This is a genomic window from Shewanella sp. YLB-07 (assembly GCF_009377275.1).
Map to the genome: position 1 here is coordinate 219,686 of NZ_VOQB01000004.1, position 24,798 is coordinate 244,483.

20 protein-coding genes, 1 pseudogene and 1 riboswitch are annotated in these 24,798 nt (G+C 43.6%); of the genes and pseudogenes, 10 read left to right on the forward strand and 11 right to left on the reverse strand.

Annotated features, from left to right (window positions below; genetic code table 11):
• Positions 1-53: 53 nt before the first annotated feature.
• The 7 genes from sbnA to FS373_RS10600 all read right to left on the reverse strand — a co-directional run bounded on the left by sbnA (position 54) and on the right by FS373_RS10600 (position 6,544).
• A complete protein-coding gene (sbnA, locus tag FS373_RS10575) occupies positions 54-989 on the reverse strand; it encodes a 2,3-diaminopropionate biosynthesis protein SbnA (protein WP_144045066.1) in 936 nt (311 codons plus the stop codon).
• Entirely contained in the window at positions 986-1,414 is a 429-nt protein-coding gene (locus FS373_RS10580) for a ParB N-terminal domain-containing protein (RefSeq protein WP_185976959.1), read from the reverse strand. Before FS373_RS10580 ends, sbnA begins: the two co-directional genes overlap by 4 nt.
• Positions 1,415-1,511: 97 nt before the next feature.
• Positions 1,512-3,332: an FAD/NAD(P)-binding protein gene (locus tag FS373_RS10585; RefSeq protein WP_194165838.1), complete on the reverse strand. Its 1,821-nt coding sequence runs from the start codon at positions 3,330-3,332 to the stop codon at positions 1,512-1,514.
• 28 nt (positions 3,333-3,360) lie between these two features.
• Positions 3,361-3,984: a LysE family translocator gene (locus FS373_RS10590; protein WP_152829411.1), complete on the reverse strand. Its 624-nt coding sequence runs from the start codon at positions 3,982-3,984 to the stop codon at positions 3,361-3,363.
• Positions 3,985-4,280: 296 nt separating this feature from the next.
• A complete protein-coding gene (locus FS373_RS31470; RefSeq protein WP_194165839.1) occupies positions 4,281-4,418 on the reverse strand; it encodes a hypothetical protein in 138 nt (45 codons plus the stop codon).
• Positions 4,419-4,600: 182 nt separating this feature from the next.
• On the reverse strand, positions 4,601-5,797 hold the full coding sequence (locus tag FS373_RS10595) for an MFS transporter (protein ID WP_077754752.1): 1,197 nt from the start codon (positions 5,795-5,797) through the stop codon (positions 4,601-4,603).
• 66 nt (positions 5,798-5,863) lie between these two features.
• Positions 5,864-6,544, reverse strand: coding sequence for an SDR family oxidoreductase (locus FS373_RS10600; RefSeq protein WP_144045071.1), 681 nt, complete (start codon positions 6,542-6,544; stop codon positions 5,864-5,866).
• Between the two features lie 117 nt (positions 6,545-6,661).
• Between FS373_RS10600 and FS373_RS10605 the strand changes: the two genes are divergently transcribed.
• From FS373_RS10605 to FS373_RS10625, 5 genes are all read left to right on the forward strand, one after another.
• Positions 6,662-7,609 (forward strand): LysR family transcriptional regulator, encoded by a 948-nt coding sequence (locus FS373_RS10605; protein ID WP_322619482.1) that lies wholly within the window; start codon positions 6,662-6,664, stop codon positions 7,607-7,609.
• 1,234 nt (positions 7,610-8,843) lie between these two features.
• Positions 8,844-9,776: a CsgG/HfaB family protein gene (locus tag FS373_RS10610; RefSeq protein WP_144045073.1), complete on the forward strand. Its 933-nt coding sequence runs from the start codon at positions 8,844-8,846 to the stop codon at positions 9,774-9,776.
• A 12-nt stretch (positions 9,777-9,788) separates the two neighbouring features.
• Positions 9,789-10,148 (forward strand): hypothetical protein, encoded by a 360-nt coding sequence (locus FS373_RS10615; protein ID WP_144045074.1) that lies wholly within the window; start codon positions 9,789-9,791, stop codon positions 10,146-10,148.
• Positions 10,149-10,163: 15 nt separating this feature from the next.
• Complete coding sequence (locus tag FS373_RS10620; RefSeq protein ID WP_144045075.1) at positions 10,164-10,517, forward strand: DUF4810 domain-containing protein; 354 nt, start codon at positions 10,164-10,166, stop codon at positions 10,515-10,517.
• Positions 10,518-10,525: 8 nt separating this feature from the next.
• Positions 10,526-11,203 carry a GNA1162 family protein gene (locus FS373_RS10625; protein WP_152829412.1) on the forward strand — a complete coding sequence of 226 codons (678 nt, stop codon included), beginning with the start codon at positions 10,526-10,528 and terminating at the stop codon, positions 11,201-11,203.
• Positions 11,204-11,682: 479 nt separating this feature from the next.
• Here FS373_RS10625 and FS373_RS32725 read toward each other — a convergent pair.
• The 4 genes and pseudogenes from FS373_RS32725 to metH form a co-directional block, all read right to left on the reverse strand.
• A pseudogene (locus FS373_RS32725) lies at positions 11,683-11,864 on the reverse strand (vitamin B12 dependent-methionine synthase activation domain-containing protein); the annotation flags it as partial.
• An 8-nt stretch (positions 11,865-11,872) separates the two neighbouring features.
• On the reverse strand, positions 11,873-12,118 hold the full coding sequence (locus tag FS373_RS31925; RefSeq protein WP_227992669.1) for a Fic family protein: 246 nt from the start codon (positions 12,116-12,118) through the stop codon (positions 11,873-11,875).
• A 93-nt stretch (positions 12,119-12,211) separates the two neighbouring features.
• Positions 12,212-12,478, reverse strand: coding sequence for a hypothetical protein (locus FS373_RS31930; RefSeq protein WP_227992670.1), 267 nt, complete (start codon positions 12,476-12,478; stop codon positions 12,212-12,214).
• 662 nt (positions 12,479-13,140) lie between these two features.
• Entirely contained in the window at positions 13,141-16,911 is a 3,771-nt protein-coding gene (metH, locus tag FS373_RS10635; protein WP_152829413.1) for a methionine synthase, read from the reverse strand.
• Positions 16,912-17,460: 549 nt separating this feature from the next.
• Between metH and FS373_RS10640 the strand changes: the two genes are divergently transcribed.
• The 5 genes from FS373_RS10640 (at position 17,461) to cobT (ending at position 24,743) form a co-directional block, all read left to right on the forward strand.
• Positions 17,461-20,283 carry an ATP-binding protein gene (locus tag FS373_RS10640; RefSeq protein ID WP_144045078.1) on the forward strand — a complete coding sequence of 941 codons (2,823 nt, stop codon included), beginning with the start codon at positions 17,461-17,463 and terminating at the stop codon, positions 20,281-20,283.
• Positions 20,284-20,375: 92 nt separating this feature from the next.
• Positions 20,376-21,044: a histidine phosphatase family protein gene (locus FS373_RS10645; RefSeq protein ID WP_152829414.1), complete on the forward strand. Its 669-nt coding sequence runs from the start codon at positions 20,376-20,378 to the stop codon at positions 21,042-21,044.
• 220 nt (positions 21,045-21,264) lie between these two features.
• A riboswitch (cobalamin riboswitch) is annotated at positions 21,265-21,537 on the forward strand.
• 30 nt (positions 21,538-21,567) lie between these two features.
• Complete coding sequence (locus tag FS373_RS10650; RefSeq protein WP_144045079.1) at positions 21,568-22,494, forward strand: ABC transporter ATP-binding protein; 927 nt, start codon at positions 21,568-21,570, stop codon at positions 22,492-22,494.
• Positions 22,495-22,561: 67 nt separating this feature from the next.
• Positions 22,562-23,626 (forward strand): FecCD family ABC transporter permease, encoded by a 1,065-nt coding sequence (locus tag FS373_RS10655; protein ID WP_144048824.1) that lies wholly within the window; start codon positions 22,562-22,564, stop codon positions 23,624-23,626.
• Positions 23,627-23,714: 88 nt separating this feature from the next.
• Positions 23,715-24,743 (forward strand): nicotinate-nucleotide--dimethylbenzimidazole phosphoribosyltransferase, encoded by a 1,029-nt coding sequence (gene cobT / locus FS373_RS10660; protein ID WP_152829415.1) that lies wholly within the window; start codon positions 23,715-23,717, stop codon positions 24,741-24,743.
• Positions 24,744-24,798 lie beyond the last annotated feature (55 nt).

A 24,798-nucleotide genomic window follows, 5' to 3' on the forward strand; every position in this document is an offset into this window, starting at 1 on the left:
CAATACATTCCTTTGTTGAGTTGGTTAGGATAAATTTTTTTCATTGATCTTTATTAACGAAAGTGTTCATTCACCCATGACGGATTATAGATAGTGCTGAGGTAGCGTTCGCCAAAGTCTGGCGAGATGGCAACAACGGAACTATTAGCCGGGATTGCTGATTTATATACTTCTACCCCGGCTAAGACCGTTCCTGTTGAACCACCAAATAATAAGCCTGATTTTGCCATCCTGTGACACATTTCAATGGTGCTTTTCTCGCTGATCCGAATAATCTCATCAAATGAAGAGTGTTGACTTATAGGAGGGACTTTACTTGACCCTAATCCTGGTATCTTACGTTTTCCAGCTACGCCGCCGAAAGTGATAGAACCTTGTGAGTCAACAGCGATCAACTTTGTCTTTGGCATGTGTTTTTTGAAATATTGACTGACCCCTCCCAAAGTTCCAGTAGTTCCAGCACCAATAAATAGATAATCTAAATCTGGAAACTCTTGTGAGATACTTTTTGCTGTTGTTAAATAATGGGCTTCTATATTATCAATGTTTTCATATTGGTTGAGCCAGATTAAATTATCATTCTTACTACACATCTCTTTTATTAAATCGATCCGAGAGTTTAAAAAACCGCCATTACTGTCCTTGTTTGTGACCTTAATCATTTCTGTACCGTAGGATCGCATCAAGTTTTCAGAGGCTGGGAGTACATTGGGGTCAACAACACAAATAAAAGGATAACCTCGAGAAGCACAAATAATACTGAGTGCCACACCTAAATTTCCAGAAGAACTTTCAATTATCGCGGTGTTAGCATTTATTTTATTTTGTAACTCAAGTTTGTTTATCATTTTCAATGCGGGTTTCATTTTTATTGAACCGCCGATATTGAACCCTTCTAGTTTCAAAAAAAGTTTTGAATTATCCAAAATGCTATGATTTTCAAGGAAAATATCATCAAATACCAAGTCTAATTCAGATTTGTGAATCATGAGGAATGTCCTTTTAAGTCATTGACTTCAAAAGAAGATAGAATAGGCATGTTAATGTTAAAATAATGTCTAGTTGATTTCTTTTCAAGCAAGATACCCTGAGATGATTTTTGTAATATTTCTGATTTGTTTAATTCTTTACCAGTATTCCAACAAGAAACGTGGATTTCTGGGTTGTTATAGTCAACAAGAAAACATGGAATACGACTAAAATTTAATACTTTAGCCGCTGCAAATCGATGATGACCGTCTAATATAACATTAGAATTTATCTCAACTAAAATCGGATGTGACCATTTCTGTTGATGTTGAATCTTATGTACTAAAGATTCAACATGCTTTTCACAAAACTCTTCAGAAGGTTTTAAATCTGATAATTTTACCAGCTTTATAAATACCTGGTTTATAGATTCATTAATGTTCATATAAGAAAACTCCATTTGTCTTTAAATTAACATTGATAATTTTAGTGTCTGAGAGTAAGTACTAATAAACACTGATTTATAAATCTTTAGTGCTACACTAGATATTTATTATGAAATTCATAACTGCAATATCAGCATCTACATAGGCTTTAGATACACCACCACATGTCGGAATGTAATGATTGTAATAAGTGGTTCCTTCTACATTAGGACCCAGTATCCAAATATTACTTATTGCCTCACCATTTTCGGAAATGACTTGGTGTAATTGATTTATGTTGATACTGTCCGAACCTAAATTATTGTTTTGTTTTGAAATTAAACCTCTATTTTTTAAAGATATTAAAACTGAAGAGTTGCTGTTTCCGATTCCACTACTATCGAGATAAGCCGGAATGATGATGTCCATTTTTCTGGTAGTGCCGTCTTTACAATTTAGTTGATATGAGTTCTCTTCCTGATTGTATTCAGTACCGTGAACTGTAGTCACTTCAACTATTCCAGCGTCCATCAATGCGATTAAATCTTCATGGCGTTCTCTCTGAGGGCCTCCAACTGCTCTATTTACAATCCCTGAGTACTTAGAGTAAAGCAGCGAGTGAGAGTTAGGTGTAAGTTTATTAAAGTCAGATATTGCTCTGATAGTATCTCGCAGATCACGCCATACTTCTAAAGAGGCTTTTACTGGATTAGATGAAATTCCTTCTAAACTTGAAGATAAATCCTCTATTATAAATTCTTTAAACCAGGCTTGATAATCAATAGGGGTAACAAATTCTGGTAAGGTGTCTTGTACATACAGGCATGGATCAAAACAGCCTAAATCATTTTCTATAGGGATTAATATATCTAGAAATGAAGAGGTACTGATATTGGCGTGTTGTCGAAGGCTTTGCTCAACAGTCTTTCTTAGCTGCAAGTCCATCAAGGTTAAAACATAAACGGCTCGCATTTCTAGTAAGAGAATAGGGATGAAGTCTCTTTCAAAATCAACACTTTGCTCTCCATTAGCTGTGAGTTGTTCCAATCTTTTAGCTGTGAGTAAAATAGCTTGATGCCGTTTGTCGGTTACGGCTATTTCAGGTCTAACGCGAAAAGGCATTCCAGAGCGTGAATATAAGCAAATTTTGGGCTCTTTTCCTGAAGGGGTATATTGTGGGATCTTTCCTTTTTCAGTTCGCGTTATCTTGCCACCTCTACCTAAGGTTAAGCAGGATAATACATCCATAGCTGCGAGTCCTAAGCCTTCAATTCCAACCAAATCTGTTTGGTTGATATGGGAAAATGCGGCTGGCATAGGGTATAAGGTTGTACTTGTTTTAGTTTTCGCAATATCTTTGCTTTGTCCTGTATGGCCTAGGGTTAGGAACAAAGAGTGGCAATTAATCTGGTGCTCGTTGCTATGAACACTATAGCTTAATCGGCTATCGGCTAGCTGATGAGGAGTGATTCCATTCACGGTATCTGCATATCGTTGAATACTTACATTAGCCGGACAATGAGCAATTAGGGTTTTGTATGTGAAAGATAAATACTCTCCGACTAAACGCCTTGGCAGATAGTCTGTACTTGAAATATTCCTTCCTAATTGATTTGTGACATGATTATTCATATCAATTTGTATATTTAGATCTTGGCACCACTCATAGAATGTCGGGCCGGAGATATTTTCATTGCAAGTCTGGTGGCTACCAAATGTATTTTCCTGAGGAAACATAGATAGCTGTCCAGCAACGGTATTTAACAGTAGGTAATCGGGCTGCTCAGTACTGTGTACACCGACACCTGGTTCATTTGGTTCAAATATAGCAATAGAAATATTAATGTTTGGTGATGATTTTGCGTGACAAAGTATTCTGTGTAATACAGATAACCCTCGAGGACCTAGTCCTATGATACATGTAGAATAATACTGCATTACAAATTCCATCCTTGAAATTTAAATGTTAAAGATTAATAACCATTTCAGTTATTATCCAAATTGAAACTAGCGCTAGACAAGTTGCAAAAAAAATAGCTTGGAACTTTTCACTTCTACCGGAATTCATTCTTCTTAAAATATGGGAACCGAATGCGACCCAGAGCATGTGTGAAGATACGTTTAAAATACATAACCATAAAGATAATGTGAGTATGTTTGATGAGGATTGTTCTGATGATGAGAATAGAGAGAACATTAGTATCAACATGATTAACCCTTTTGGGTTAAGTAATTGAATTATCACACCATTTAAGAATGTAAAGTTAGCATTGGAAGCACTTTCTGAATTGTTATTTTGTTTTACCTTAGGCGAAATAAATCGGTACGATAAATAGAGTAAATATATTGCGCCTAATATTTGAACTGCATTGAAAAGGGTGTTGTTACTTTGAATTACGGCCCCAAAGCCAAAACCAATGAGTAGAGAGTAAAAAACAAAAACAATATCGATTCCTGCTATTAAAGGTAAAGATCGTCGAAATCCCATTGATGCACCCGAAGCCGCAAATACAACATTTGCAGGTCCAGGACTTATGACTAAAGGGAACATGACCGTAAACCATGCTATGAATAATTCAATGTTTGACATTTTCACTCCTTGAAATATGTAACTTATTTGTTTGGTAGTAGACTAACTATTTATTGTTTCAATTTTATTTATATTTGTTTCGTTAATTGTCCTGACTTGTTAAGTAATTATTAATGACGGACAAAGTACAATACTTAAGTGTTTTGATCAATTGAATATTAGGGTGTTAAAATGTAATTCTTTATTTTTTGATGAATTAAATTCATCTCTCTCATGCAAGTTTTTAATTGCATATGAAGGTTGTAGTTCTTTAGTTGCAAGTAAGAGGTGTTTAATTAGTAATTAAGTTTATATCGTTAACCACGACTTATTTTTAATCTTGAGTGGGTTAATCTCATTGCTGGAGTATATAGAATAAGTGCAATAGATTTAAGAATAAGTCCTTCATTATCTAATACTTCATCAGAGGCATAACCCCAGAACTTCTTACGCATACGCTCGGCCTAGACCCTACGTCTATGTGGGGCTTATGTTACTTTGGTTTATAAAGTGCAGGCTCCTGTTTAATTAACTCACTATCAGAGAGGCAAGTGCTGGAAAATTTCCCCGCTTATTCATCGAATAAGCGGGGAATTTCAGTTAGGGCTATTATTTTCGCTCGCTATTAAGGTGAAGGTTAGTGATTAGCACTTGCCAGGTTGGTGTCTAACTTATCATTGCGACTTTCACGCTGGTTGGCTTTAGCGATAAAGAACACACCAATAATTGGCACTATAATGGCCGCGTAAGGGATCATGCCCGCACCTAAGTGGCTATCGAGTACCATTCCTCCTAGGAAACCACCAAATGCATTGGCTAAGTTAAATGCCGATATATTGGCAGTTGCCGCTAGTTCTTGACCTTCACCACCATGGTTCATCACCCGAAGCTGCATCGCGGGGACGTTTGCAAATGACGCGATACCGAATACAAAGAGGGCAACAATAAGTAGAATCGGATTATCAATTACCAGACCGACAATAATCAATGAGACAATCATTGCAATAGCCCAGAACATAGAGGCTTTTCTTAGATCCTTGTCTGACGAGCGTCCACCAAGCGTGTTACCAATGATGAGACCAAGCCCGACAATAACTAAAATCCAAGTGACGGCATCTTCGCTATAGCCTGTAATATGGGTTGCTATTGGTGCTATGTATCCATATAACGCCATGAAACCTGACCAGGCTAATGCAGTGATTGCTAGGCTGATAAGCAGCATTGGGTTTTTGAATGCCTTTAGCTGAGCCTTAATATTTTTTGCTTCCCCATGCCCAGTCGACTTGATAGATATTAAAATTGAAATCATAGCGATGGCACCAAAAGCGGCCACAATAAAGAAGGTGTTGTGCCAGCCAAACTTTAAGCTAATCCAAGTGCCAGCGGGAACCCCAAGTACATTGGCAAGTGTTAAACCTGCAAACATTTGACCAACGGCGCGACCCGCCATTTTCTCCGACACTAGGTTTGTCGCTACAACAGCTCCAATCCCATAAAAAGGTCCTTGAACTAATCCGGCAATAACGCGACTTAAGAGTAGTAAGTTGTAAGTCGGTGCTAATGCGGACATTATATTGCCGACAATGAATAAAGCCATGAGCCCAATGAGCACCCATTTTTTATTAAAGCGGGCTAGATAGATGGTTAAGATAGGGCCACCAATCACAATGGCTAGCGCGTATGCGCTAATTAAGTATCCTGCTTGGCCTTCTGTAATCGATAGTGATGTGGCTATTTGCGGAAGAATACCCGCAATAACAAATTCAGCGGTGCCAATAGCGAAGGCTGCGAGTGTGAGTATCCATACCTGAAACGGCATCTTTGCTTTGTTCATGATTAATCACCTTGGTTACGTTAAGATTTGCTCGGCATGGCTTGGCACACCTGGTAGGTTGATGTGCTAATTGACGAGTGCGCCGCCATCGACATCGATGATCGAACCCGTCATATAGGGGTTGGATATTGCCATGACATAAGCCATCGCAATATCTTCAGCCGACCCCGCGATACCTGCGGGTAAATTGCGTTTAGCATTTTCGTACATGGCGTTACGTGAGCTAGCATCCATATTTTTGTATGCTGAGGTCATGGTTAAGCCTGGACTAATCGCATTGACTCTAATCGGCGCAAGCTCTTTAGCTAGCACTTTTGTCACGGCCTCTAGCGCGGCATTGATAGCGGTTTTTACGTAAGTATTAGCAACGACTTTACGCGACAGCATGCCAGTGGTCAGGGTGATTGTTCCTTTGGGAGTCATGTATCTTGCCGCATGTTTAGTCACATTGATGGCCCCCCAAAACTTAATATCAAAGGCGTGTTTTGCTTCTTCAATGGTGACATCCGCTACTTTTCCAGCAGGAGCATATGAACCTGCTGTAACGACTAAGTGTTCAAAAGGGCCTATGGACTCAAAGTACTGATGTACAGCAGTCTCGTCACTGATGTCTAACCCCGTCATGCGGCTGGCAACATGGACAATGGTATTGTCATTATTGACGTGTTTTGCCACTGCTTCACCGATACCTGATGTACCACCAATGATCACGTAAGTTGTCTTTTTCTGATTTAGGTTCTGGTTCATAATTGGTTCCTTGCTGTTGTTCTTGATAACAGTTGCTATTATATTTATTCGGTAAGGTTTGATAATTGGTCTAAATACGAAGTTATTATTCGTATAAGCTGAATAATAGGAGAGGGCGTGGATAAGTTTTCTGATATGGAAATGTTTGTCAGCATTGTGAAGCATCAAGGGTTAGCCGCTGCTGGGCGCGATATCGGCCTTTCCCCTGCCACAATGACGGCAAGGTTGCAGGCACTTGAACAAAGGTATGCGGTGAAGTTGCTTAATCGCAGTACCAGACACATATCGCTGACAGATTCTGGAGCGCTTTATCATAAAGCCTGTATTGAGATTTTAGATAACGTCAATGAAACAGAAGACCTGATTCAAAATGGTGTTAAAGAGGTGAAAGGCTCACTAAAAATCGCGGCGCCAAAGGATGTCGGTAAACAATATATTCTTCCAATAGTGTCTGAGTTTTGTAAGCTATATCCTGATGTTGTGCCTTATTTATATTTGAACGACAATGTCTCTAACATTGCCGAGTCGGGTATGGATATTGTTATTCGTTATGGTGAGCTTGCTGATAGTAACTTGATCTCGCGGCGATTGTCGGCTAGCAGACGGGTGTTATGCGCCTCACCTGCATATTTGAAGCAATATGGCACACCATTAACACCACAGGATTTAGTGCATCATCATTGCCTAGCAATGCTTCGTAGTAACGAGGAGTTAAAGACCTGGCACTTTCAAGATCAAGATCAAGATCAAGATCAAGATCAAGATAAAAGAAATGCAATCACGGTTGTCCCTAAGCGTTTTTCTGATGATGGAGAAGTCATTCGATGCTGGGCTTTAGAAGGGGCTGGCATTGCGCTTAAATCCGTTTTAGACATTCAAGATGATATTGATAATCTACGACTTGTTACAGTGCTCAATGGTTATATGAAAAATTTCAATGCATCGACCTCAGTATCGAGTGCCGACTTAAACGTGGTGTACATTAGTAAACAGTATCAACCGAAACGAATTCGATTATTCTTAGATTTTATGATCGATAAGTTCCGCTATTCGTCAAATTATTAGGATTTAATATCACTCGATATTATATTCATTATTGAGCTAGCAGAGGCAATCAAATAATAGGAACGACTAGATTACTCTGGATCATAGTCAAGTAGTGTTACTAATCACCTCTGTGTATCCTCAATACTCATTTCTTTACGCGCTGCCTAAAGTTACAACTCGTCCCCGTTGGAAGTAGCCATATTTACCTCCGTGTTTTCCGTGTAGCGTAGCGCTCTGTGGTGAAAATGCTCTTGGCCTTCGTTAAAAAAAAAGCGATTTACCACGGAGTACACAGAGGTCACGGAGAAGGAAAGCTGCAAGAGTTTTTACTTCGAATAAAGGAGTCGTTAACAATACAAAAGTGTGGCTGAACTGCCTTTTTTTGTGTTTAGCCAATCTAGTTTAGTCGGTGCTTAACTAGCTGTTATCTAAAATGTTGTCTATTAAGTCATCTAAAATAAAAGCTGAATAATTGTAGAGAAAATGATTAGTAGAAACTGCTAGACAGATTGTATACAGAACGCTATCTTGTCTGTCGAAAAGATAAACAAAAAACAAGGATGATTTCCTAAGCGGCACCGCTTAATACCCATAATAGGTACTAGCAAGCAGCTCAGGCGGAACCCGTATCAGGATGATATACCACTCTTTGCTTCGCTTTATGAACATTTAGCAGCCAGAGCCCAAAGAGCCCGTTACTTGTATCAAGTTGCTAGCGTAATAAATAGTTAACAATCAATTGTTTAAAAACATTAATCCATACAAAATTCTCATTTGTTTGGATTCTACATTTCTAAACCGATGCACAATGGAGGGCACTGAGAACCAAGGAGTAAGGAAGCATTTAGATATTTTGGATACTGTAATCTTTACTTACGTGTTTTCTATGGAAGCGTAGCGCTTTGTGGAAGTAATTGAGAGTGCAACTAGGGAAGCTTCTACTCAAGATGTTTTGTCGTTAACAAAACAAAATATGCGACTGTCCAGTCCCCCCCAGATAAAAACTATATTTTTCAGCTGAATATCTAATTGGATGAAGAAGGGAGTATAAAATGCGAGCTTCCTTGGTATCGAAAGCTAAAGTGGGTTATTTTATTTTTTGTAGTTCATAAATGTAAAACACAAACTTGAGGGAAAAATCAACGAAATATGACATAGGTAGCAGAATTCTCAAGCGCGTAGATCTCCAAGTAATAGTGCTCATTTTAAATATAATGAAGCATCAACGGATAAAATTAAAAAAGAGAACAAAATGAATAAATGGAATATTTTCGTATTCACCTGGTTGACACTTTTTTGCCTTCAAGGACCTGCATTTGCAACTGGATTGGATGCAACATCTTCAAACACAAGTATAAAGTCTGATTCGGCTCAAACGTTTCTAAAACGTAAAATCGCAATAGCAAGATTTTCAAATGAAACTCAGGCAGCAAACAGCTTTCTAGTAGACAGTTCTAACAATAGAATTGGTAAACAAGCGGCTGATATCCTTAGTGCTCGCCTAGCCGACACCAATAAGTTTATTATGTTTGAACGTCTTGACAGTGATGAAGTTAATTCAGAAAACATATTAAAAGGCATAAATGATAGTGGCGTTTCTGTTGATTACTTAATCGTTGGTTCTGTGAGCGAATTTGGCCGTTCAGCTGAGAGTACTACAGGTTTATTCTCTCAGTCAAAAATACAGAAAGCTTATACAAAGGTTAACGTCCGCTTAGTGGATGTAACAACAGGAAGGATAATAAGCTCTGTTGAAGGGGCTGGTGAAGCAACCACTGAAACAAAGAAAACACTTGGAGCTGGAACATCTGCTGCATTTGATCAAAGCCTAACTGATAAAGCGTTATCACAAGCGATATCTCAAATGATCAGCAATCTAGTCGAAAACATGACGGCCAAGCCTTGGAAATCATATTTTCTATCAAATGAGGATGGCACTTTCATCATTTCTGGAGGAGAAGCACAGGGTCTTTCTGAAGGTATGGAGTTAGTTGTTTATCAGAATGGGAAGCAAGTGAAAAACCCACAAACAGGTGGCCGTATCACTTTACCGGGGAAGAAAATCGGTAAGATCCAAGTGTTATCTACATATGGAAATGATGAGTTTGAGCAAATATCTTTCGTAGATGTAGTTGAAGGGTCGATTAGCGATGACCTGTCAAAATATTACCTTTCTGACAAATAAAATGAGACTTTCATGAGAACAATAATATTTTTATTTTTAAGTGTATTTTTAATTGCATGCGGATCAAATGTACAGCGAAATGAAACGGGTTTAGAACATGAACAAAAAGTCGTCATAATTGCCGACGTGTTAGTTGGAAATTCAATTTCTGTTGCTGCAATCAATAACCATATAATTAATGGTCAAGATTTAACTCCCTATGCAACAGGTATTGCTGGTGCTGCTGATGCAGCAGATGAAAATCGTCAAATTCTAGTAATAAAATTGGATAAAGGGTCACACAGACTATCCATCAAGAGCCCTACAGGTACAGTTCTTTACACTAAAGACATTTACCTTGCTGATGGTCAAGTAAGAACAATACGACTCTAAAAGGAAAAGTAACTAATGCTAATTAAAACAAGATACCTTTTTATACTTGCCACGACATTTCTGTTTGCAGGCTGTGCTTCGATAACTGAGAGTGGATATTACTGGGGGAACTACTCCGAGACCTACTATGAATATATTAAAGCGCCTTCAGAACAAAGTGTCACAAATCACCTCAATGAGTTAAACAGAATTGTTGATACATCAAAGCAAAAAGGTTTGAAAGTTCCTCCAGGGATTTATGCTGAAATTGGATACATTACAGCAAAACGTGGTGATAGCGATGACAGTATTGCTTATTACCGCCAAGAAGCTGAATTGTACCCAGAGTCCAAAGGCTTTATTGAACGCTTAATATCAGATCAGAAATAGGGATAAACATGCGCTTACTCATTTCAATTACTATTGTTTTACTTATGTCGGGCTGTGCAGCTAAGACAACAACTAAAGAAGCTGCCTTTCCTGACATGTATTCAGACGTTAATCGTCAAGTTATGCTCATTGTTCCCGTTATCAATGAAACAACAGCTGCTGAAGCTCCCGACTTCCTAAACGCGACGGTTGCCCAGCCTTTAGCTGATAAAGGCTACTATGTACTCCCTGTACCTATTGTGAGCAATATTTTCAAAGAGGCAGGGATTATTGATGGCACGCAACTAAAAGGGATCCCATTTTCAACCTACAAAGATAAATTTGGTGCAGAATCAGTACTCTTTATCAAGTTAACATCCTGGGAAACTAATTATATGGTCATTTCAGGCAATGTTACTGTAGGGATGGAGTACATTTTAGTTTCAGCAGAAACGAACAGTGTATTATGGTCATATAAAAATACATTCGTGCTAGATACTTCTGGTTCTTCTGGAAATTTACTTGCAGATTTAATCGTAACAGCGATATCAACTGCAGCAACTGATTATGTTCCAGTAGCAAGACGTGTACATTCTAACGCTGTAATGACATTACCAGTTGGCAAGTATCACCCCAAATACCTACAAGATGGGAAAGTAAAAAATGTTATTCCTGAACTAGCGAGTGCTCCAGTAGAAAAGTTCTAGAACCTTAAAAAGACGGGATATACCTTTTGGCTTTTCTAAATAGAGCCACAAGCTACAATAATCCCGCTGGAAGTTGCTGAAGGGCGTTGGAATAAATGATGTGAGTCAGACACGGATGTCTGATTAGCTTTCGGGGTGCAGGATGTACCATCGGAAGCGGTAGTCATTTACCCATAAGAACAGAGGAAGACAACTTCGCCGGCGTCATAGGTACTTTGGTTTACGAAGAATCAAGGGCGAAGGTTGCGACAGTAACCTCTCTGAGCGAGAGGTATGGATACCGAACTGGCTGTTAAACATGGATGTTATTGATAGGACGAGTAATCCTCCTTGCTCTACTTTTCATTGCGAGAAGGGTGGAACCCTGCGATATACATCCAAACGAAGTTTGGAAAGCTAGATCCCGGCCTAAAAGCATCGCCGGGATGACAGGGGATAGCTGATGATTCAGGAATCCCCACTAATAAGAGTAAACATGATTACTCTGGATCATCATCCAACACTGGTGCTAACCACCTATCAGTCTCAGCCAAACTCATCCCCTTACGCGCAGCTGATCTCTACCTATATTAGTCACGCCAAAGTAGCGTTACTGATGGTGGGTATGGGTGGGCAAAGTACCAACCTGATACCTCGCTGTTGGGAGCATGGTGTAGCTTTTATATCGCACTATATTTCGTGATTCTCTGCATTAAAAGCAATCGTAAAAATCTCAATTAGCAGCTGTAAATCTCCGTTATAGCCTGCAATGTTTGCCTGTACCCATTCCTCTTTATCGATATTTGGCCATACTAATTCCTGTCCTAATACAAATGCTAACTCTTCAAAAAATAAACGCAGGGTTCTGCCGTTACCTTCCCTAAAAGGGTGAATAATATTAAGTTCACAATAAATGTCGGCAAAAGCAGCAATCAATATTGTTAAGTCAGATATCTCACTAAGATGTGGGATTAAGGAAAATTCCTTTGAGGATTGCTGGACTATGCGGCTAGCAGCGCAAAATCGAGTTCAGCCTTTCGATACATCAATGCTTCTTATTTCACCAGCCCAATTATACATATCTTGAAAAAGGTGGTGGTGAATCGTTTGCAAATGATTAAGAGTAAAGTGAGATAAGGATGGGTCAGTTGCTTGATAGGCGAGCAGTCGTTGGGCGTAGAAGTCGGTTTCTGCTTCACTTAGAGTATTGGGATCGTGTATATCGAAAAGGTTGATTAGAGTGTCGCTGTCTGGGTAACAATATGGATCCGACTCTGTACCGTACTTATCGCGCATATTGTGCTTTTAATTGGGAGATAGTTTTACTTGTACTGTTTGCTTTAATGCTAAGCCCTTCATAACTTAAACTCGTTTTCATATTTTGTAGGCTTGGTTTAAATGTACGTTCAGCATTGGATGTAACATTGCTTTTTTTCATCATCATTCTCTAATCAATTTAACCAGCAAATTAAGTTTACACTATTTTAGTTACTTTGAAATACAAGAATGAATAGGGTATATATGGCTGGTTTTGAATATCAGGGGATTAATCAGGGTCAGAGTAAGAGTTCACAGTGCTCTAGTAAATGAAGGTTAAAGCTACAACTATTCCCCGTTGGAAGTTGCTGAAATACGTAATTGAAAATGCCGTATAGCCATCATGGATGATGGATAAGGCTCGGAGCTACAGGGATGTAGCATCTGAGTTGTTAGGCGATTTATATTGGAGTATGAGGCCCGTACTCAATGCATGTAACTTCGCCGGGCGTCATGGTGGATGCAAGGAGGATAGGACGAGCAGTCCTCCTTGCCCTACTTTTCATTGCGAGAAGGGTGGAATCCTGCGATATACATCCAAACGAAGTTTGGAAAGCTAGATCCCGGCCTAAAAGCATCGCCGGGATGACAGGGGATAGCTGATGATTCAGGAACCCCTACTAAAAAGAGTAACCTTATGATTACTCAGGATCATAATCTAACACTGGTGCTAACCACCGCTCTGTATCCTCAATACTCATTCCTTTACGTGCCGCATAATCCTCGACTTGATCTCGACCGATATTGGTCACGCCAAAGTAGCGCGACTTAGGATGGGCGAAGTACCAGCCAGAAACTGCAGCGGTTGGGAACATGGCGTAGCTCTCGGTGATATTAAGGCCGATAGTCTCATCGGGCTTTAACAGATCCCAAAGCAGACCTTTCTCTGTGTGATCGGGGCAAGCTGGGTAACCAGGGGCTGGACGTATGCCTTTATACTTCTCACGAATCAGTGCTTCGTTATCCAACACTTCATCGCTGGCATAACCCCAAAACTCCTTACGTACACGTTCATGCATACGCTCGGCGAAGGCTTCGGCCAATCGGTCTGCTAAGCATTTGAGCATAATGGCACTGTAGTCATCGTGGTCTGCTTCGAAGCGCGCAACATGCTCGTCGATACCGTGACCCGCAGTGACTGCGAAGCCGCCCATGTAGTCGGCGACGCCTGAGTTTTTTGGTGCGACAAAGTCGGCCAGACAGAAGTTGTCGTTGCCCACACGCTCTATCTGCATGCGCAGATGGTGCAGGGTCATTATTGGTTTCTCGCGAGACTCGTCCGTCCCATCACAAGAGTACAGCTCAATATCGTCATGATTGACAGTATTAGCAGGGAACAGGCCGATAACGCCCTTGGCGGTGAGCCATTTCTCATCGATGATCTTCTTAAGCATGGCCTTGCCATCGGCGAACAGCTTAGTGGCTTCTTCGCCAACGACCTTATCGGTTAAGATTTTAGGGAAGTGTCCGTGTAACTCCCAGCTGCGGAAAAACGGCGTCCAGTCGATACGCTCGACCAGATCTTCTAATGGGTAGTCATCGAATACCTGACGGCCCAGCTGATTGGGGATAAACGGGGTGTAGTTGTCCCAGTCATACTTGCAGCGATTATCACGGGCCGCTTTGATAGTCGTGATGATCTTGCGCTTGGTCTGTGACAGGCGTTTCTCGCGCATCACATCGTACTCCTGATAGGCGGCGTCTATGGTGGCCTGACGAGTCTCGTTATTAATCAGCTTGGACACCATAGGCACGGCGCGTGAGGCGTCGGCGATATAGATGGCCCCTGTCGGTGAGTGTGGGGCAATTTTTACCGCGGTGTGAATTTTCGAGCAGGTCGCGCCGCCGATTATCGTTGGAATGGTTAAGCCCGCCTTATGGAAGCTCTTAACGTTATGCACCATCTCATCCAGACTCGGGGTGATAAGCCCTGACATGCCTATGATGTCGACGTTCTCGGCTATGGCCACGTCGATGATCTTCTCCACCGGCACCATGACTCCGAGGTCGATAACATCATAGCCGTTACAGGCCAGTACCACGCCGACAATATTTTTGCCGATATCGTGCACGTCACCCTTAACGGTGACCATTAAGATCTTGCCGTTTGACTGACCCGGCGTCTTCTCTTCTTCGATATAGGGGTTGAGGTAAGCCACGGCTTTTTTCATTACCCGGGCAGATTTTACCACCTGAGGTAGGAACATCTTGCCTGAGCCGAACAGGTCACCGACGACATTCATGCCGTCCATCAGAGCGCCTTCGATCACATCAAGCGGACGGCTCGACGCTGCTCGCGCCTCTTCCGTGTCTTCGTCGATATAATCTGTGATGCCTTTAACCAGAGCGTGGGCCAGACGTTTATTGACCTCCCAGCTGCGCCATTCGAGATCTTCTTTTTTGGCGGTTTGACTGCCGTCGCCGCGAAACTTCTCCGCTACTTCCAATAACAGTTCTGTGTTATTGGTGGCATCGCCATTCTTATCGACTGCGGTGCAAGCAAAGTTCCCGACTATGGCCTCGACCCTTTCCTTAAGCTCTGGGTCGATATCGTCATAGATGGCTAATTGACCAGCGTTGACGATACCCATGTCCATGCCGGCCTGAATCGCGTGATAGAGGAACACGGCATGAATCGCCTCTCGGACCGGATTGTTACCACGGAAGGAGAAGGAGACGTTAGATACACCGCCGGAAATCATCGCGTGGGGCAAGGTGCGCTTTATCTCGGCGGTGGCTTCGATAAAGTCGACGGCATAGTTATCATGCTCTTCGATACCCGTGGCGATGGCGAAAATGTTGGGATCGAAGATGATATCTTCCGGCGGGAAGCCCACCTTATCTACCAATACCCGGTAGGCGCGGGTACAGATCTCTATTTTGCGCGCCTTAGTATCGGCCTGGCCCTGTTCGTCGAAGGCCATGATGATGGCCGCAGCGCCGTAGCGTTTAACTAAGGTGGCCTGCTGGATAAACTTCTCTTCTCCCTCTTTTAGCGAGATGGAGTTAACGATACCTTTACCCTGGATACACTTAAGTCCGGCCTCGATCACTTCCCATTTGGAGGAGTCGATCATAATCGGCACACGTGAGATATCAGGCTCGGAGGCGATAAGGTTCAGGAATTTGTGCATGATTTCGGCGCCGTCGAGCATGCCCTCATCCATGTTGATATCTATGATCTGCGCGCCGTTCTCTACTTGATCGCGGGCAACAGAAAGCGCCTCTTCGAATTCACCAGTCTTGATAAGACGTAAAAACTTGGCCGAGCCAGTGACGTTGGTACGCTCACCCACGTTAAGAAACAGCGAGTTTTCATCAATCGTCAGCGGCTCAAGTCCAGCCAGACGACAGGCCACCGGGATATCGGGTAGCGGACGGGCGGGGTACTTGATAACGGCTTCGCGAATGACGCGAATATGATTCGGCGTGGTACCACAACAGCCACCGATTATATTAAGGAAGCCGTCCTGGGCCCACTCACCGATAATATCGGCCATCTGCTTAGGGGTTTCATCATAGCCACCGAACTCATTGGGCAAGCCCGCATTTGGATGAGCCGAGACGAAACACTCGGAAATCTTAGATAGCTCTTCTACATAAGGGCGCAGCTCTTTAGGTCCCAGGGCGCAGTTAAGGCCAATTGATAGCGGCTTAACATGGCGTAGTGAGTTGTAGAAGGCTTCGGTGGTTTGTCCGGTCAGGGTACGGCCCGATGCATCGGTAATGGTGCCGGATATCATGATAGGCAAGCGTGCACCGAGATCGTCATAGACAGTCTCGACGGCAAAAAGTGCGGCTTTGGCGTTTAAGGTGTCGAAAATGGTTTCTACCATGATGATATCGGCGCCGCCCTCAATCAGGGCATTGATAGACTCAACATAAGCCTCGACCAGTTCATCGAAGGTGACATTTCGGTATCCCGGGTCATTCACATCCGGGCTGATAGAACAGGTGCGGTTAGTCGGGCCGAGTACACCGGCTACATAGCAGCTGCGGCCAGTCTCTTGCTCCACTTCATCGGCAGCGGCGCGGGCGAGGCGGGCTCCCTCAAGGTTTATCTGGGCCGAGAACTCCTGCATGTCGTAGTCGGCCATGGCGATACGCGTCGAGTTGAAGGTGTTGGTCTCGATAATATCGGCGCCGGCCAGCAGGTATTGTTTATGAATGCCCTTGATGGCAGCAGCTTGAGTCAGCACCAACATGTCGTTGTTGCCTTTAACATCCTTATGCCAGTCTTTGAATTGTTCGCCGCGAAAATCTTCCTCTTCCAACTTAAGGTCTTGGATCATGGTGCCCATGGCACCATCGAGAATGAGGATCCCTTGTTCGAGTTGTCGGGTCAATTTTAAGGTGAGTTGTTGACCTTTCTCTTTGGTTAATCTTTGGGTACTTAGGGTGCCACTGGCCATAAATTCTACCTGCCTTAATAGATCTGCGCTGCATCTCTATTGAAACCACTGCGTGGTATCGTTTGGATGTTTATACGTATAGACGTCTATACTAAACCAGACACGTATCTGTGTCGAGTTGCCATATTGTGTGTTCTATCACCTTGTATATTGACTTATTTGTGAATGAATTTTCCACTCTTTTAAGGTCTGAACTATGCTTTAAGCAGGCTCTTTACTGGAGAAATGTGGTGTGGAGGAAAAATAATAATCAAGCAGCCTTCAGACTGTTGGCTCTAATTATGTGGTTTTTTATTGTCTCATGGCCAGTCGCCAGCAACATAGCATTCAGCCTATCTAGTATGTTACTGAGTATCACTTTGATTTGGCTGTCTTTAATTCTATTTTTATATGCTTTGACTAAGTAGGTTAGTCGATGATGTGTAGACATGCATTGGAGCCCAATTTACCTCTCCAGCCTCTCGCTGAGACGGTAAAAGTTGTGCTTTGTGCTCTGTATCCTCAAATTCCTCATGACAGAGAGTTTTATGTAAAATCCAAGGTGGTGAGATGATTAGCGCTACGAGTTTGCTGCTGATCATATTAGCTTATGTAGGCTTTCTATATATGATTGCTGCCTGGGCTGAAGCTGGTAGCGAACTAGCCCAAAAGATCACCACCAGCGCCGCAGTTTACGCCCTGTCCTTAGCCATATATTGTACCAGTTGGACTTTCTTCGGCAGTGTCGGTATCGCCACTCGCTCTAGCATCTTGATGTTGACTATCTATCTGGGCCCGACGCTCTTGATGATCGTTATCTGGCCCTTGATGCAAAGAATATTGCTGATTAAGCAGATATACAGGGTGACCAGTATCGCTGACTTCCTCTCTGCCAGATATAATCGCAGTGTGTCGCTGGCGGGACTCGCGGCCTTAGTGGCCATGATAGGCATAGTGCCTTATTTAGCCCTGCAGCTTAAGGCGATAAATACGTCTATCGACTTGCTTCTGGCGGTGCAAGTCGGGACTAAGCTCACTATAGCCTGGTTGGTTTGGCTGGGCGTCGCCCTGTTTACCATAGTGTTTGGTATCCGCCATCTGGACCCCACTGAGCGTCACCCAGGCATGATGTTGGCGTTGGCGGTAGAAGGTGTGGTTAAGCTGGCAGCCATGTTGACCGTCGGGGTATTTGTCTGTTTCGTGATGTTCGACTCTCCCCTGGATATCTTTGCTCAATTGGAACAGAAGATGCCAGAGGCTGCGGCTAATATGTCGTCGAAACCCGCATTTGTCACTTGGTTTAGTTACCTCATATTAGCGGGAACAGCCTTCATGCTACTTCCACGGCAGTTCCATGTGATGGTGGTGGAGAACCCGGACCCTAATCATGTTAAAAAAGTCCAGTGGTGGCTGCCTGTCTATCTCATCTTGATGACCTTGTTTGTCACGCCTATTGCGGCGGCGGGCTTGCTACTGTTGGGGCCCGAAACAGCCGATAGCTATATGTTGTCTATTCCCATGTTAGCCGGGCAAGAGCTATTGACTATCTTCGTGTTCATTGGTGGTTTCTCAGCCTCTATGGCCATGCTTATGGTGTCGGGAATGACTCTATCGACCATGTTCAGTAACCACTTGGTTTTACCTCTCATTCAGTGGTTCAGACCGGATAGTCGCTTGAAGAAGTATTTACTGCAATCTCGCTGGTTGGCGGTTTTTATCGTGCTTGGGGCCGGGCAGATGTTTTACCTCTATCTGGGCGAGTCCTACATGTTGGTTAACATGGGGATGATCTCATTTTGCGCCGTGTTACAGTTTCTGCCCTTGGTTATTGCCGGTTTATATTGGCCTCAGGTCACAACGAAAGGCGCATTTTCGGGCCTGTGCGCTGGCTTTGGCATCTGGGCTTATTGTTTGCTTTTACCTGCAATCATGAAAAGTGGTTGGATCAATGCCGATATTTTGTTAACGGGTCCCTTCGGCATAGGTTGGCTGCATCCCGAGCATCTATTGGGCACCGAAATGCACAAGATCAGTCATGGCGCTTTCTGGTCCATGGCGGCAAACATCTCGGCGCTGGTATTGGGCAGTCTGTACTCTAAGATGTCCGGGGAAGAGAAGCGTTACAATGCCGAGTTTATGGATGTGATGGCTGAGCGTGTGGCTGAAGATGAAGCCATCATGGATACCTTGCCCAGAAATATCGAGCTTGATCCTAAGCTTAAATTACTCAAAGGTATATTCAGCCAGTATCTGACTCCTGAATATGCCGAGATGAAACTGGCAGCCTGTCTGATCGAGGCTGAACTCAATGAGGCTAGTCTGATCAATGTGCAGGAACTGGCAAATCTGGAGCGAACCACTGAGAGGCAGTTGAGTGGTATCACTGGGGCAGCGGTGGCCCACATGGTGGTGACTCAGTCTAACCTTTATTCCGAGCAAGAGATCCGCACCTTAGAGCGTTATTACGGTCAGTTATTGGCACAGTTGAAAATAAGTCCGGCTCAGTTAAGGCAACAACTTAACTACTCGAAAGAGAAAGAGTTGTTGGCTAAGCGATACTCAGAGCAGATGCAGGGTATAGTCGATGACAGAACCCGCGAGCTACAAGAGACCTTAGATAAACTCAAGAGCGCTCAGGCCCATCTGGTTGAAACCGAGAAGCAGGCATCATTAGGTAAAATGGTCGCGGGAATAGCCCATGAGATCAATACGCCAATCGGTGTCTGTGTCACCGCGGCATCTCACCTACATGATGAGGTCGTTGGACTGAAGAAGATGTTTGCCGCCGGGGAGCTGAGTGAAGAGGAGTTTCAAGGCTTTATGCTAACCTGCACCGAGTCGATGGATATCATTCTTAAGAACAATGCTCGGGCATCTAAGTTGATCCAGAGCTTTAAACGGGTCGCTGTGGATCAATCCAGTGAGCAGGTTAGAGAGTTTGGCCTTAAAGAATATCTCGGCGAGATCTTAATGTCGCTGCGTCCAACATTGAAAAAAGAGCCTCATAAAATACAGGTTATATGTCCAGATAAGCTTATCTGTAATACCTATCCTGGGGTTATTTCGCAGGTGGTGACTAACCTGATAATGAATAGCTTACTGCATGCCTTTAAGCCTGAACAGGTCGGTAAGGTCACCATAGAAGTGACTGGCAGTGAGGGGAACATATTAATGAATTACAGCGATGATGGTGTCGGCTTAGATGAAGATGGCGAGAAGAATCTATTTGATCCCTTCTATACCACTAAGCGTAATCAGGGAGGCAGTGGACTGGGCACACATCTGGTGTATAACTTGGTGACCCAGAAACTCAAGGGGGAAGTTGACGTCGAAACATCGCCAGGTAAGGGACTCTGTTACCATATACGTTTCCCGCAAAATATTGAGAGTTAGACTTATACTGGGAACAAGAGGATAGGAGTTAGAATCTAGATTCTAGGAAGTAGCACTAGAAATAGAAACGGGAAACCAGCAAAGGAGAAAATATGTCTGAAGGAGCTCAAGGTGACAGCAAGAGCTGCATTGAGAATAAGGCTGAGCGTACCACTGTCTTTTATCTTCTCCGTCATGGTGAATGCGAAGGCGGTGATATACTCAGGGGGCATACAGATGTCGCCGTGAGTCAAGCGGGGCGAGCATCGATGACAGCTGCCATTGAAGGTCTCGTTGAGCGTCACGATGTGGAGTTTGACCAACTATTCTCATCCCCCCTGCGTCGCTGCAGTGAGTTTGCACTCAACCTCTATCTGAAAAATGGAGTGCCATTAAAACTGGAGGACGGTTTAAAGGAGGTTAATTTTGGTGATTGGGATGGCGAGACCTTAGAGAGTTTGTATCAGAACTCCGCTCAGATGATAGAAAGCTATTGGAAGAATCCCTGGGCCGTGACACCACCTAATGGTGAGAGCATGCTTGAGTTTGAATTCAGAATCGATGCCCTTTGGCAATCTATTTTGCAGCAATATTCGGGACAAACCTTACTCTTGATCACTCACGCTGGAGTGATGAGACACTTGATGGCCAATGCCCTTGGTGTGAGTGGGGTGGCCGGTTTTTACACTCAGCTGTCATTAGCTTATGCTTCTGTGGTCAAGATATCTGTGTTCACCTCTCCTCAGGGCCACTTCACTAAGCTGCATTGGGGCGATGACTAATCGCTTTTTACTCTGTCTCTATGACTTATCTGAGTATGTCTTAGTATGAATCAACGCGATCACTTCACAGGTACAATTTGCCAATACAAGTAAAATCGGCATAATAGCGCCCATTAGAGCTTGTTATGTAAATTATCTATTTAGTACTTTATTTAATTTTTTATTCTTTTTAGTTTCTAAGAGGAAGGTTTCAAGTTCGCAAAATGAGGTGTTGAGAGCTAATCTGGCCGTTTAATCAAGTGTGCCCATTTTATTGCTAACTCAAACTTAAAAGGGAATTGGGACGATAGCTCCTAGCTTATGTCTTTAGCTTATGTCTTTAGCTTATGTTTATAGCATTAGCTATCAGCTTTAGAAGCCCAAACTGTGCCCGCAACTGTGAGTGATTTTTAAAAACGTTCCTAGAATCTAGAATCTAGAATCTAGTACCTAGGAACTAGAATCTTGTTTTTAATCACCAGTCAGGATACCTGCCTCATTTTGTCGCGATAATACTCGAGCGGGTAACTCGGGGGAGTCATAGATGTCATTAGTTTCAGGCTCAACGTCACAGAACACACCTGAGCTCGCCTTGGATGTGCGCGAGCTTAGCTGGCAAGTCGAGTCACGCTCGATTCTGTCGCAGGTAAGCTTCTCCATAAGGCGCGGTGAGATGCTCGGCATTATCGGGCCTAACGGTGCGGGAAAGTCGACCTTGCTTCGCTGCATCTATCGATATATCAAGCCTGATAGTGGCCGAATCCAGCTGTTTGGCCAAGAGATAACTTGTCTCTCCTCTAAGGCCTTCGCCAGAGAGGTGGCAGTAGTACTGCAAGATACCCCTCATCACTTCGAGTTGACCACGGCGCAATTGGTGGCTATCGGTTTGACGCCCCATAAAGGCCCGTTCGAATTCACTAATTCTGCCGATCGGGTCTTGATATCCGATGCGCTGGAAAAAGTTGGTTTAACCCATAAGGCTAAGCAGAGTTATGAATATCTCTCTGGCGGTGAAAAGCAAAGAGCCTTGATAGCGCGTGCCATAGTGCAGCAGCCTAAACTTCTTATTCTCGATGAGCCGACCAATCATTTAGATATCCATTATCAGATCCAGATCATGGAGCTGTTGCGCTCAATCGGGATCACTGTGATCACCTCTATTCACGATCTTAATCTCGCTAGCGCCATGTGCGACAAATTACTTCTGCTGGAAGAGGGAAAGTGTATTTCTTACGGTTCGCCTAAACAGGTGCTCACAGAGCAGGCCATAGGCGAGGTCTTCGGTGTCTGTTCCCATGTCGCGCCTCATCCTCAACATGGAAATCCACAGATCTGTTACTACTATGGTTATGAGACGAGTTACGACAAGGGTTACGAGCCAGGACATAAGAATAGCTATGAGAAGGGCCGTGAGAAGAGTCAGGGTAATAAAAGTGGCCCGGTTTCTCTCGAGGACGTAGCCCATGACTAGAAGTGTCAAACTCCCAGCAGGAATTGGAATGGCGGAAACTGATTCAGTTGCAGTGAAAACCAGAGAAATGAAAACTGGTGAAGTCGATTTGGTTAAGCATGAGCTGTTTGCTCATAAATGGATTTTATTCTCCCTGAGCTTATTATCTCTGCTGAGTCTGATGTTTGCCGCGAGTTTTGGTGCCGCAAATATCTCGTTTATGGACACCTTAGATGTGGTCTTGCATCAGTTGTTCGGGATTGGCGACGTTGCTAGCATCACCCAGCGCATAGTGATGGAACTGAGATTTCCTAGAGTCATATTGGCATTTATTGCTGGAGCTGGTCTCTCTATCGCAGGTAGTGTGCTGCAAACTGTCACACGCAACCCACTGGCGGACCCTTATCTGTTCGGTATCTCTTCTGGGGCATCTTTTGGTGCTGTTATTGTGCTAACACTATTTACCGGCTCAGGGCTGCTCGCCGGCTCTGGTCTGTTTGAACAGTTTAGCTGGATGACATTGCCTCTGGGGGCCTTTATGGGGGCCGGCTTGTCGGTTGCTATGGTACTGGCTCTGTGTGGCCGACACATGAGCAGCCAGATAGAGCGCATGTTGCTCTCGGGCGTGGCGATATCATTTATGTTCGGCGCACTAACTAGCTTGTTGCTCTACTTTTCAGACCCTCAGGCGGCCGCATCAGTGCTGTTTTGGAGTCTAGGGAGCTTCTCGAAAGCCAGCTGGAGTGGGTTAATCGCGCCTTTTGTGATTGTCACTGGCTGTACAGGTATCATCTTACTGTTTAAGAGACAGATAATGGCCATGCGGGCAGGTGATGAAACGGCCCATACTTTGGGTATAAACGTGAGTCGATTGCGGCTGCAAATGCTGCTGCTCTGTTCCATCATCACCGCGATTCTCGTTGCCAATTGTGGCGGCATAGGTTTTGTTGGTTTAATGGTACCCCATACCGTAAGAATGCTGTTTCCCGGTCATTTCCCCCTCATTACCACTGCCTTAGTCGGTGGGGTATTTATGGTGTGGGTAGATGTCTTAGCACGGACCATGTTGAGCCATCAGGAACTGCCCGTAGGCATAATCACAGCTGTGATAGGCAGCATCTTCTTCTTAGGGATCTTAAGTCGAAGGAAGTGAACCTCCTCTAGGTAGGAGCGGCTTTAGCCGCGAAGCTGTCTTTGCTTTTAAAAAATAATGAATAACGAAAATAAACAGGGTGTAGATAATGTTTGATATTAGTCCAGTGAGCCATGAGTTCGATGAAGAGATCCAGTATAAGATCGATAATAAGACCAAACCATTAGGTGCTCTGGGTGAACTGGAAAATATAGCCATGCAACTGGCGCGAATTTTAGATAAGGATAAGCCTGAAATCATCAAGCCTAAACTGCTGGTTTTTGCCGCTGACCATGGCATAGCAGCATCCGGAGTGTCGATAGCGCCCAGTGATGTGACCACTCAAATGGTGATGAATTTTATCAAAGGCGGCGCTGCAATCAATGTCTTCTGTCGCCAAGTTGGCTTCGAACTAGAGGTGATCGACTGCGGAATACTACAACCACTCGAAGGTGTTGAAGGTATTATCGAACAGAGATTAGGTGCGGGAACAAACCCAATTCATAAACAGCCAGCTATGACTTTAGGTGCGGTAAAGCAAGGCTTCGAGATGGCCCGTAACCGAATCGAATATCATCACCAGCAAGGGACAAATTTAATCGCCTTAGGTGAGATGGGCATAGGCAATACCTCATCGGCGGCGGCTATCATGGCCACCATCATGAATATGGAGGGGGCCGAATGTGTCGGCCGCGGCACAGGTATAGACGCTGCGACCCTGAAGAGAAAGCAGCTTTTGGTTGAGCAAGCCCTGCATCTTCATGGGCCTGAATTGACCAGTCCTATGAATATTCTGGCCTGTTTAGGTGGTTTTGAGATTGTGCAGATAACAGGAGCCATGTTAGCCGCAGCGGAAAGGAAAATGTTAGTCGTGGTCGATGGGTTCATCGCTACAGCGGCTGCTATGGTTGCGGTGCAGATCAATGAAAATGTTCGTGACTATATGATCTTCGGCCATCAATCCGATGAGCGGGGACACTGCTTGATGATGGAGCACCTTCAGGCCAGACCTTTATTGACATTAAGCATGAGGTTAGGTGAAGGAACCGGTGCAGCATTGGCTTTACCTATGATCCAGGCCGCTGCTGGTTTCTACAATGAGATGGCCAGCTTCAGCGATGCAGGAATAGAGATTTAAAAAGAAGGTTTCAGTTCCTAGGTTCTAGGGCCTAGGAACTTCTTTAAAGGATTAT

Bases quoted from the DNA above. Each gene is read 5' to 3' on its own strand.
- FS373_RS10620 (WP_144045075.1), top strand. From the start codon at position 10,164: ATGCTAATTAAAACAAGATACCTTTTTATACTTGCCACGACATTTCTG.
- FS373_RS10640 (WP_144045078.1), top strand. From the start codon at position 17,461: ATGATTAGCGCTACGAGTTTGCTGCTGATCATATTAGCTTATGTAGGC.
- metH (WP_152829413.1), bottom strand. From the start codon at position 16,911: ATGGCCAGTGGCACCCTAAGTACCCAAAGATTAACCAAAGAGAAAGGT.
- FS373_RS10645 (WP_152829414.1), top strand. From the start codon at position 20,376: ATGTCTGAAGGAGCTCAAGGTGACAGCAAGAGCTGCATTGAGAATAAG.
- FS373_RS10580 (WP_185976959.1), bottom strand. From the start codon at position 1,414: ATGAACATTAATGAATCTATAAACCAGGTATTTATAAAGCTGGTAAAA.
- FS373_RS10600 (WP_144045071.1), bottom strand. From the start codon at position 6,544: ATGAACCAGAACCTAAATCAGAAAAAGACAACTTACGTGATCATTGGT.
- FS373_RS10655 (WP_144048824.1), top strand. From the start codon at position 22,562: ATGAAAACTGGTGAAGTCGATTTGGTTAAGCATGAGCTGTTTGCTCAT.
- FS373_RS10625 (WP_152829412.1), top strand. From the start codon at position 10,526: ATGCGCTTACTCATTTCAATTACTATTGTTTTACTTATGTCGGGCTGT.
- FS373_RS10610 (WP_144045073.1), top strand. From the start codon at position 8,844: ATGAATAAATGGAATATTTTCGTATTCACCTGGTTGACACTTTTTTGC.
- FS373_RS10590 (WP_152829411.1), bottom strand. From the start codon at position 3,984: ATGTCAAACATTGAATTATTCATAGCATGGTTTACGGTCATGTTCCCT.
- FS373_RS31930 (WP_227992670.1), bottom strand. From the start codon at position 12,478: ATGCGCGATAAGTACGGTACAGAGTCGGATCCATATTGTTACCCAGAC.
- FS373_RS10650 (WP_144045079.1), top strand. From the start codon at position 21,568: ATGTCATTAGTTTCAGGCTCAACGTCACAGAACACACCTGAGCTCGCC.
- FS373_RS10595 (WP_077754752.1), bottom strand. From the start codon at position 5,797: ATGAACAAAGCAAAGATGCCGTTTCAGGTATGGATACTCACACTCGCA.
- FS373_RS10615 (WP_144045074.1), top strand. From the start codon at position 9,789: ATGAGAACAATAATATTTTTATTTTTAAGTGTATTTTTAATTGCATGC.
- FS373_RS31470 (WP_194165839.1), bottom strand. From the start codon at position 4,418: ATGCGTAAGAAGTTCTGGGGTTATGCCTCTGATGAAGTATTAGATAAT.
- FS373_RS10585 (WP_194165838.1), bottom strand. From the start codon at position 3,332: ATGCAGTATTATTCTACATGTATCATAGGACTAGGTCCTCGAGGGTTA.
- cobT (WP_152829415.1), top strand. From the start codon at position 23,715: ATGTTTGATATTAGTCCAGTGAGCCATGAGTTCGATGAAGAGATCCAG.
- sbnA (WP_144045066.1), bottom strand. From the start codon at position 989: ATGATTCACAAATCTGAATTAGACTTGGTATTTGATGATATTTTCCTT.